Source organism: Leptolyngbya sp. FACHB-321, assembly GCF_014695975.1.
Lineage (GTDB): Bacteria > Cyanobacteriota > Cyanobacteriia > Leptolyngbyales > Leptolyngbyaceae > Stenomitos.
Map to the genome: position 1 here is coordinate 1 of NZ_JACJPI010000007.1, position 8,686 is coordinate 8,686.

Genomic DNA, 8,686 nt, shown 5'->3' on the forward strand with positions numbered 1-8,686 from the left:
CAGCAAATACCTAAAATCCTGATTTTGACGTTAAAACTGACTGGGTTGGCTGGTCTCGTTTAATCCTGGAAAAGCCAGTACCAGAGGGGCATTAGGAGTTTTCGGAGATGTCTATTAGTCTTCGACCTCGTCAGGTCGAAGATATTCACGCAAGCGCACAGAGGAATTTTTGGGACGGTGTAATAATCTTTCCGTATTTTGGAGTTTTGTAGTTGTCTTAGGCATGGGCTGGCACCTATTCGCTCGTCTTGGCGTATCTTGCCATCTTTCCGTAAAATAGCTCTTTTATGGACTGTTTACTTCGGTGGGTAGTACTTGCGATCGCTCGACTCATAGCACCAGCCCGTTCGCTCCTCTAAATATTGTTGGCTGGTCTGCCCGGCTTCAGGAATTGCCACCTTATTCAATCCGGCTTAAATGGACACATAATTGTCGCTATGGGTTGTGTCAGGGCGTGGTTCGTTCTTTTGACTATTGAATCCTGTCGCCAGGAGCGAGTTACTAAATCATCTGCATCCCGGAATGGGATGGTGGCGAGTTGTATGTCAAAACTGAGAGTAATCCCTGGGACTTAGACATTTTCTAGCCCCTAAAGGTGCTGAAAACGTTTCGTAGCAAGGGAAAGACTTATTTCCCGCAGTAAGAAGTTATGAATGTTTTAAATATTTACACCTAGGAATAATCTCAGGAATCAAGAGAAAATTGCTACCGGAAATCGCGAAAGTAGTTGGATTAAGATCTGCCCAAGCGCTGCCTCACTTTATAGCGAAGTCACCTTGGTCAGTAAGCGAATTAAGAGAGCGAAGATTAGCACAAACATTAGCCGCGTTAAAGGGCAATGCCATCACAGTAGTAATTGATGAAACTGGAGACAGAAAGAAGGGGAAAAGAACGGATTATGTAGCTAGACAATGTTATTGGGAAATAACCCTTGACCCAGAAAGTCTGCCCGAAAATTCTACTGTTTTCGTGATGATCAATCTTTAGGGGAACATAAGGTTAAAACCTAATAGGCGAAAGGTTTCAGGCTGCCCTACCTTACATTAACCTGTTTTTGCGACACAGCCCGTTGTTGGTCAATCTGTACTGATTATAAATTTTCGTCAATTTGTGCAAAATCTGGTCTAAAAGTCTTTATATAAAGATATCGACTCTTCAGGGTTTGTGCCGCTGCTAGAGCAGTATGCCTACGTTGCAGATTAGACTGTTTGGGGAACTCTCCTTAACCTATGGCGATCGCCCGGTTGCCGGAATCACAACTGCGCGATCACAAGCCTTGCTGGCGTATCTGGTCTTGCATCGTCATGCTCCCCAAACGCGCCAGCGGCTTGCCTTTCAACTCTGGATGGACTCGACAGACACTCAGTCGCGTACCAATCTTCGCAAAGAGTTGACCTATTTGCGCCGTGACTTGCCTCAAGCAGACCAGTTTCTTCTAGTCGAATCTAAAACGTTGCAGTGGTCGCCGACGGCTCCATTCACCCTTGATGTGATGGAATTTGAGGAAGCCCTTAAAGCAGCAGAAGTGGCTGATGCTCAAATGGCACAATCTTTGCTCAAGCAGGCGATCGCCCTTTACAAGGGTGAGTTACTGCCAAGCTGCGAAGATGAGTGGATTCTCCCCGAACGGGAACGGCTTCAGCAGCGATACACTCATGCATTAGAGCAGTTAGTCGATTTTTTAGAGACCCAGCAGGATTACCGCTCTGCCTTGGGCTATGCTCAGCAGCTTCTGCGCCTGGATGCCCTGAATGAGGCAACCTACTGCACGCTAATGCGACTTTACAATGGGTGCGGCGATCGCGCCAATGCCCTTCAGATCTATCATCGCTGCCTGAGTGTGCTGCGTGAGGAATTAGGCGTTGATCCGAGTTCTACCACTCGTAAGCTGTATGAACAAGTGTTGCGAGAAGAGGAGCCATTGGTCGCTCGAACACCTGCTCAGCCTCCGGTCACTGTGCGATCGTCAGCATCGCCGCATCTAACCAACCGGAAGACATCAACCCTACCGCTAGTTGGACGCAAACGCGAATGGGGCTTGATTCAAGAGTGGTCAGCACAGACACTCGTGATGCCTCCCAATTGCTGCTGTTAATTGGCGAACCGGGCATTGGCAAAACTCGACTGCTCGAAGAACTCCGAGAAACCGTGCCAGTTGCCCTTTGGGGACGTGCATTCGCTGCTGAGATGGTGCGACCCTACGGCATCTGGATTGATGCCTTGCGTTCTGTGCCACTGCCTGCCACTGTTCCACCAGAACTGGGCTTTTTGCTGCCAGAGGTTGGGCAACCCGCCGTAGTTCCCCCCGATCGCAGTTATTTGTTCGATGCGGTCGTGCAACTGCTGGCAGCATGGGCAAGCCAAAGCCCGCTGGTAGTAATGCTTGATGACATTCAGTGGATGGATGAGGCATCATCTGCGCTGCTGAACTACGCGACTCGGTTGCTGAGTCATCTCCCCATTAAATTTGCCTGCACCGTTCGTTCTGGAGAGTTGTCACAGAAGTCGGCAATCTCGCAGGTGGTGCAACTGCTAAGACGAGAGCAGCGGTTAAAAACCATTGAGTTACAAGCCATTGATCGTGGTGGTATGGTTGAACTGATTCGCACCGTCAACGCAGATCATTCATTTAATTTATCCGTGGAAACGGTCGATCAAGTTTTTACTGACAGCGGCGGCAATCCGCTGTTTGTGCTGGAGATTGCCCGCGCTTTATCCCAGAGCCACTTGACTCATGCGAATCATGCGGACAATTTAGAAGCGTTAATTTGCGATCGCCTGGAGAAATTAGAGGATGCGGCTCGCGATCTGCTTCCCTGGGCAGCCGCCTTCGGACGCAGCTTTAAGCCCACGACGGTTGCTCAGGTGATAGACTTTCCGTTGCCGCAACTGCTAACGGCGATCGAACAGCTTGAGCAGCAGGCAATTATTCGTCCCAGCACCGCGACTGGAAATGAAATTGGATACGACTTTGCCCACGATATTGTGCGTCAGGTAGTCTATCGGCAAATCTCAGAACCACGCCGTCAGTTGGTGCATTTGCAAATAGCCCAAAGGCTCAATCAATCCTCGACCTCGGATCATGCCTTAGTTAGCGATGTTGCCCACCATGCAGCATTGGGTGGCGATCATAAACTTGCCGCTTCTGCGGCGCTGCTAGCTGCCGAACGTTGTCTCAAACTCTTTGCTTACACCGAAGCGGCTGCACTAGCAGAACGCGGTATCCAGCACTGCCAATCGCTCGATCAGCAAACTCAAATCCGGTTGCAGTTAGGGCTGTTGCGCGTCTGGGCACTTGCAGGGGTGACAAACGATCGCGCCATACAGTTAGAAACTGAAATTCAGCAGTGGATGACGCAAGCGAATCGATTGGGCTTGAAAGAAGACGAAGCGCTCGGGTTAGAAGCATTAACGATCCTGCACTTTAATCAAAACAAATTTGCAGATTTTCACCAGTATTCACTGCAAGCTGCCGAAATCAGTCTCAAAGCAAGTCCTACGACAGCAGCACGATTGTTAGCATTTAGCGGCTCCTATTTATTTGAACTGGGACGAGACATGGAACAGGCAGAAGCGTTACTGCTAGAAGCGCAATCGCTGGCTGCCAGAGTTGATCTACAGATTACTGATCTTTATGCTGGATTAGCATGGATTTATTACCACAAGGGTTGCTATGTTGAGGCACGAGCCTCAATGGAACGGGCATGGCAACAGTCGCAGGCTGAACAAGACCACTGGCGCGAATGTATTCAGGTGAGCTATCTGGCAATGCTGGAACTGGAGGTTGGTGATCCCACGGCGGCACTGCCTTACTGTCAGGAGATGGCGATCGTTGCTGCCAAGATACAAGGCGAAGGAAGTGAAGGCGCGATCGCTGCCGCCCTAAAAGCTCTGGCAAACTACAAGCTGCAAAAAGCCGGAGCTGAAGTGGATCTAAAACAGGCGATCTCGACGCTTCAACAGATCGATGCGAAGCGAATGCTGCCCTATGTGCTGAACGTGGCTGCTGAAGCAGATTTAGTTTCCCAACGGCTTGAATTGGCAGTCATTCGAGCCGAAGCTGCTCTAGAAGTAGCTCAAATCAAAAACCATGCCAGCGAAACGGCTTCAGCTTGGGCAATTCTGATTCATAGCCTTGTCGGATTGGGGAATTTGGAGTGGGCAACCGCACAGTTTGAATCACTCGCTCGCCACATCGATCGCCGCGAACTGAGTGCCCATGCCCAGGGATGGTTCGATCGAACAATGCAACTCATGCAAAAACAGAGCTAAACCATACTAAAAATGAAATGTTGCGCTGGAATGTAGAGCAAGCATTGCGTGGATTTGTTCTTACCTCTCCTGCGACCGCACCCAATTTATCACTGAATTAATCGCAGCAACTCAAAATTCTCGGCGATCATGTCTGGTCTGCTCAAGTTTTCAGTCTCACAAACCTGCCCTGGAGCTAGCTTTCAAGCAGAGAACGCACTGGGAACGCTTTGAGAACGATGTGGAAACGCTCAGATCGCTAACTTGATTTCAGATGCAAAAAGCACATCGAAAACAAGTTAGCAAAGGAGTCAGCCATGACCACGCACACCCTAGATACGACCAAGGCCGAAGCATTCGCAGAACGGATGCTGAACGTCCTTAACAGTGGAGCGATCACTCTGATGACTTCGATCGGGCATCGCACCGAACTGTTTGACACAATGGCAGAATTGCCGCCCTCGACGAGTGAGCAGATTGCCGACGCTGCCGGACTGAATGAACGCTACGTGCGCGAATGGCTTGGTGCAATGGTCACAGGTCGCGTTGTTGAGTATGACCCGATCACCAAAACTTACGCTCTGCCTGCCGAACACGCTGCCCTACTCACCCGTTCTGTTGCCTCTGACAATATTGCCGTCTTTGCCCAATACATTCCGCTACTGGGGTCAGTCGAAGAACAAATCATCGACTGCTTCTACAAAGGCGGTGGCGTGCCCTATTCCGAGTACAAACGCTTTCATGCGGTGATGGCAGAAGATAGCGGTCAAAGCACGGTGTCTGCCCTGTTCGATCACGTTTTGCCCCTGATTCCCGGACTGACCGAATCGCTACAGCAGGGCATTCACGTTCTCGATGTCGGCTGCGGCAGCGGACGAGCGTTGAACAAAATGGCAGAAGCCTTTCCTAACAGTCGCTTCACTGGCTACGACTTTTCGGGCGAAGCCGTTGCCAATGCCAATGCGGAAGCGCAACGGCGAAAACTCAGCAATGTCCAGTTTCATGTCCAAGATGCAGCCACGATCGAGGAGCGCGATCACTACGGCTTAATCACCACTTTCGATGCGATTCACGATCAGGCTAAACCCGACGTGGTGCTGCGAAATATTCACGATGCCCTGCGCTCGAATGGGGTTTACCTGATGCAGGACATCCACGCGGCGACAGATGTGAGCGGTAATCTTGATCATCCCATTGCTCCATTGCTCTACACCATCTCCTGTATGCATTGCATGACTGTTTCGCTAGCCTATGGTGGCATGGGGCTAGGGGCAATGTGGGGTAAAGAAAAAGCACTGCAAATGCTGGCGAATGCAGGCTTTAAGCAAGTTGAAATCAAGCAGTTGGCGCACGACTTCCAGAACGACTACTACATCATTCGCAAGCACTAATCTCCTCAACTTGCAATCAAGAGGAATCATTGACATGAACACTGCAACCAGAACGATGTTTCGATCGGCAACCCTTGACGACTGCGACACGATCGCTCAGCTGTTTAGAATTGCCTCTGATGGCGTGTCCGATTACATCTGGAGTACGCTGGTAGACGAATATCCAGGTTTGACCCCGAGCCAAATCGGCGCGAAGCGTTACGCCAATCCAGACGGCTTGTTTAGCTACAAAAACTGTGCGCTAGCAGAGCAAAACAGTGAAACGATCGGCATGATGCTGACGTTTCCGATTGCAGAACCAGAGGAACCAAAAACACCACAAATCAGCGTTCAATCAGAACCGTCCGAACCCGATGTATTAGCGCCTTATAATTTAGAAGTGCCGGGAACTTGGTATATCTGTGCGCTGGCTTTGTTTCCTAAGTTTCGCGGGCGAGGCATTGGCACTCAGTTTTTGCAACTAGCTCATCAGCAAGCGGCGGAACGAGGATTTGCAGAACTTAGCTTGATGTGCTTTGAGCAGAATGCAGGAGCATTAAAGCTCTATCAGCGCAATGGATTTGCAGAAATCGATCGCGCCCCAGTTGTTCCACATCCGCTGATCCATCACACGGGCGACAGTCTCCTCATGACCGCTCCCGTTCAAGTCTAATTCTCAAGAGTTATGTGCAAATTATGTGCATTCGCAGCACGGACTTCCCGTGTTCGTCAGGATTCACTTGTCTTAAATCTCAGTCAATTTACAGCTGCGATTAAAGCAAAGGCATCTACTGAGAATCCCTCAGCACCGCGCCAGCCATCAAACGAACACTAAATCAACTTATTGTTTTGTTCGATTACTGATTGCCATTGGCATAAATCTTGCAGTTGATTTCAACTTGAGATTACCAACCATGAAACACCAGTATTTCGCAATCCGTCTAGTCGCTGTTTCCGCAGACGACCTGTTATTCAGAGTCGCTAATCAAACCATTCCACTTTATCAACTAGGAGGCTAAAAATTATGAAACGCCAATTATTTGCGCTCACCCTACTGGCTGCATCAGCATTGACGGTTTGTGCAGAACAAATGCTTGCATCCGCGCAACAGTTCACCATCAGCCAAGCTGGAAACACTAATTCAACGAAAACGATTGAAGTCAAGGTTGATCGGGCTGATACATCACCGGGCTTTATTTTTGATCCCGGTAGCGCGCTCGAAGCTCGTCCGGAGATGATGCTCAGAGTGTTTGTGGATGGAGAGCGAATTGCTCAAGTGTTCGGACCTGAGAACCAGTCATCGGTTAGCTTCAACCTTAAAGCGAGTGGTAGAAGTACCAAATCTCTCGTTCCGGTTCGACTTGAACTGTATGACAAAGACAAGACAACCCAGGAGGTGATCGACATCAATCCCTTGCAAGGGTTAACCATTCTGAACCTGCGATACAACCCAGCCACAGGTGACATCCTCAACGAGCAAGGCACCAAGATTGCTCGAAGCGGTCAATTCTTCGACATGGAAGGTCTTGACCCTAAAAAGAACGCCACTATCCGGCTCAGCCTTACGCATCGGTAAGCGTTTACAAGCGGTAATTGAGTAGACAGCACTCACTCAATTACCGCATTGGGCGTGGTGAGTTACGCTCTGGAAACAACTTAGACTACTTAAACTTTTGAGTACGCAAAAATCTAACAACTCAAACTTTTAACTGGATAAATCCGCAAGTCCGTTATCAAGGAGAGTAATTATAGCCGTATTCAGCAAGGCTAGGACGTAAACTAGAGAAATACCGATGCGTCTTCCCCCTTCTATGGCTAAACCTTACAGCGACGACTTTCGGCAAAAAGTGATGCAGGCGATCGAGTTGGATGGACTCAAGAAAAGTGAGGCAAGCCAACTGTTCAACATTAGTCGCTCTTGCGTTTAACTTGTGGTGCCAGCGCAAAGCGGAAACCGGAGATATCAAACCTAAAGCCAGACAAGTTACCCAACAAGAGCTGAAGATCAACGATTTGGAGAAGTTTGGCGAGTTGAGCAAAAGGCATGGCGATAAAACCCAGAGTGAACTAGCACAACTGTGGGACAGCGAGGTGAGCCAACCCACGATTTCGAGAGCCTTAGCGAAGATTAAGCACAGCCGTAAAAAAAAACATGCGGCTATGTCCAAACAGACGAAGCCAAACGAGCGGCGTTCTTAGCGCAACTGGGCGACCCGAAAGCGCCGCATCTGGTGTATGTCGATGAGTCAGGCATGGATGAGCGAGACAACTATGGCTACGGCTACGCGCCGATGGGGGAACGCTTCTACGCCCTCAAATCGGGTCGGCGGCAGGGACGAGTGAATATGATTGCGGGCTATCGCGATGGTGAACTCATTGCCCCCTTCACCGTTGAAGGAGCGTGCAATCGGACAGTGTTTGAGGTTTGGCTAGAGAGCTGCTTGATTCCCCAACTCCGTCCCGGACAGTGGGTGATTATCGATAACGCCACGTTTCATCATGGCGGTCGCGTTGCCCAATTGATTGAAGCCGCAGAGTGTCGGGTCGTTTATCTACCGCCCTACTCGCCAGACTTCAATCGGATTGAAAAGTGCTGGGCCTGGTTGAAGAGCCGCATTCGCAAGCTGTTATCCGACTTTGCCAGTCTACGCGAGGCGATGGAAGCTGTTCTCAAGCAGGCGGCGTCCTAACATAGTTGAATACGGCTATATCAAGGCTTATCAAGCATGCGCTACTTTACATGGCCTAATCCCTGTAACTGGCGGTATTGGAATTACAAAATAGGCTGAAGTGACGATATAGCAATGGTGTGGCTAATTCCTAAAAATTATGGGAAATAACACCTTGAAAATGGGGTGTTATTGAGAATATACCTCTAGTTGTTGCAAGTGATTGATAAAGTCAGTTGATGGACTGATGTCCGTTTAAGTTTACTCGTGAGTTGCTCATTGGCAGCCCTTTCAATGCGTTCAAATGTACTACTGTTTTTTGCGAGTGGTTTGATGAGCCTCTAAAAGTCGTGCCGTTGAGACATGGCGATGTTTGCAGTCAACAATTAGGGGTTC

Annotated in this window: 5 protein-coding genes and 2 pseudogenes; all 7 read left to right on the top strand. The window is 49.4% G+C overall.

What is annotated here, in order from left to right:
* Positions 1 to 621 precede the first annotated feature (621 nt).
* Positions 622 to 912 (top strand): annotated as a pseudogene (locus H6F76_RS00130) (transposase); the annotation flags it as partial.
* A gap of 271 nt (positions 913 to 1,183) precedes the next feature.
* Entirely contained in the window at positions 1,184 to 2,095 is a 912-nt protein-coding gene (locus tag H6F76_RS00135) for a BTAD domain-containing putative transcriptional regulator (RefSeq protein WP_190504862.1), read from the top strand.
* Positions 2,032 to 4,272 carry an AAA family ATPase gene (locus tag H6F76_RS00140; RefSeq protein WP_190504864.1) on the top strand — a complete coding sequence of 747 codons (2,241 nt, stop codon included), beginning with the start codon at positions 2,032 to 2,034 and terminating at the stop codon, positions 4,270 to 4,272. Before H6F76_RS00135 ends, H6F76_RS00140 begins: the two co-directional genes overlap by 64 nt.
* A gap of 296 nt (positions 4,273 to 4,568) precedes the next feature.
* Entirely contained in the window at positions 4,569 to 5,642 is a 1,074-nt protein-coding gene (locus tag H6F76_RS00145) for a methyltransferase domain-containing protein (RefSeq protein ID WP_190504866.1), read from the top strand.
* Between the two features lie 34 nt (positions 5,643 to 5,676).
* Positions 5,677 to 6,294, top strand: coding sequence for a GNAT family N-acetyltransferase (locus tag H6F76_RS00150; RefSeq protein ID WP_190504868.1), 618 nt, complete (start codon positions 5,677 to 5,679; stop codon positions 6,292 to 6,294).
* Between the two features lie 351 nt (positions 6,295 to 6,645).
* On the top strand, positions 6,646 to 7,197 hold the full coding sequence (locus H6F76_RS00155) for a hypothetical protein (RefSeq protein WP_190504870.1): 552 nt from the start codon (positions 6,646 to 6,648) through the stop codon (positions 7,195 to 7,197).
* A 235-nt stretch (positions 7,198 to 7,432) separates the two neighbouring features.
* Positions 7,433 to 8,311, top strand: a pseudogene (locus tag H6F76_RS00160) (IS630 family transposase).
* The last annotated feature ends 375 nt before the right edge of the window (positions 8,312 to 8,686 follow it).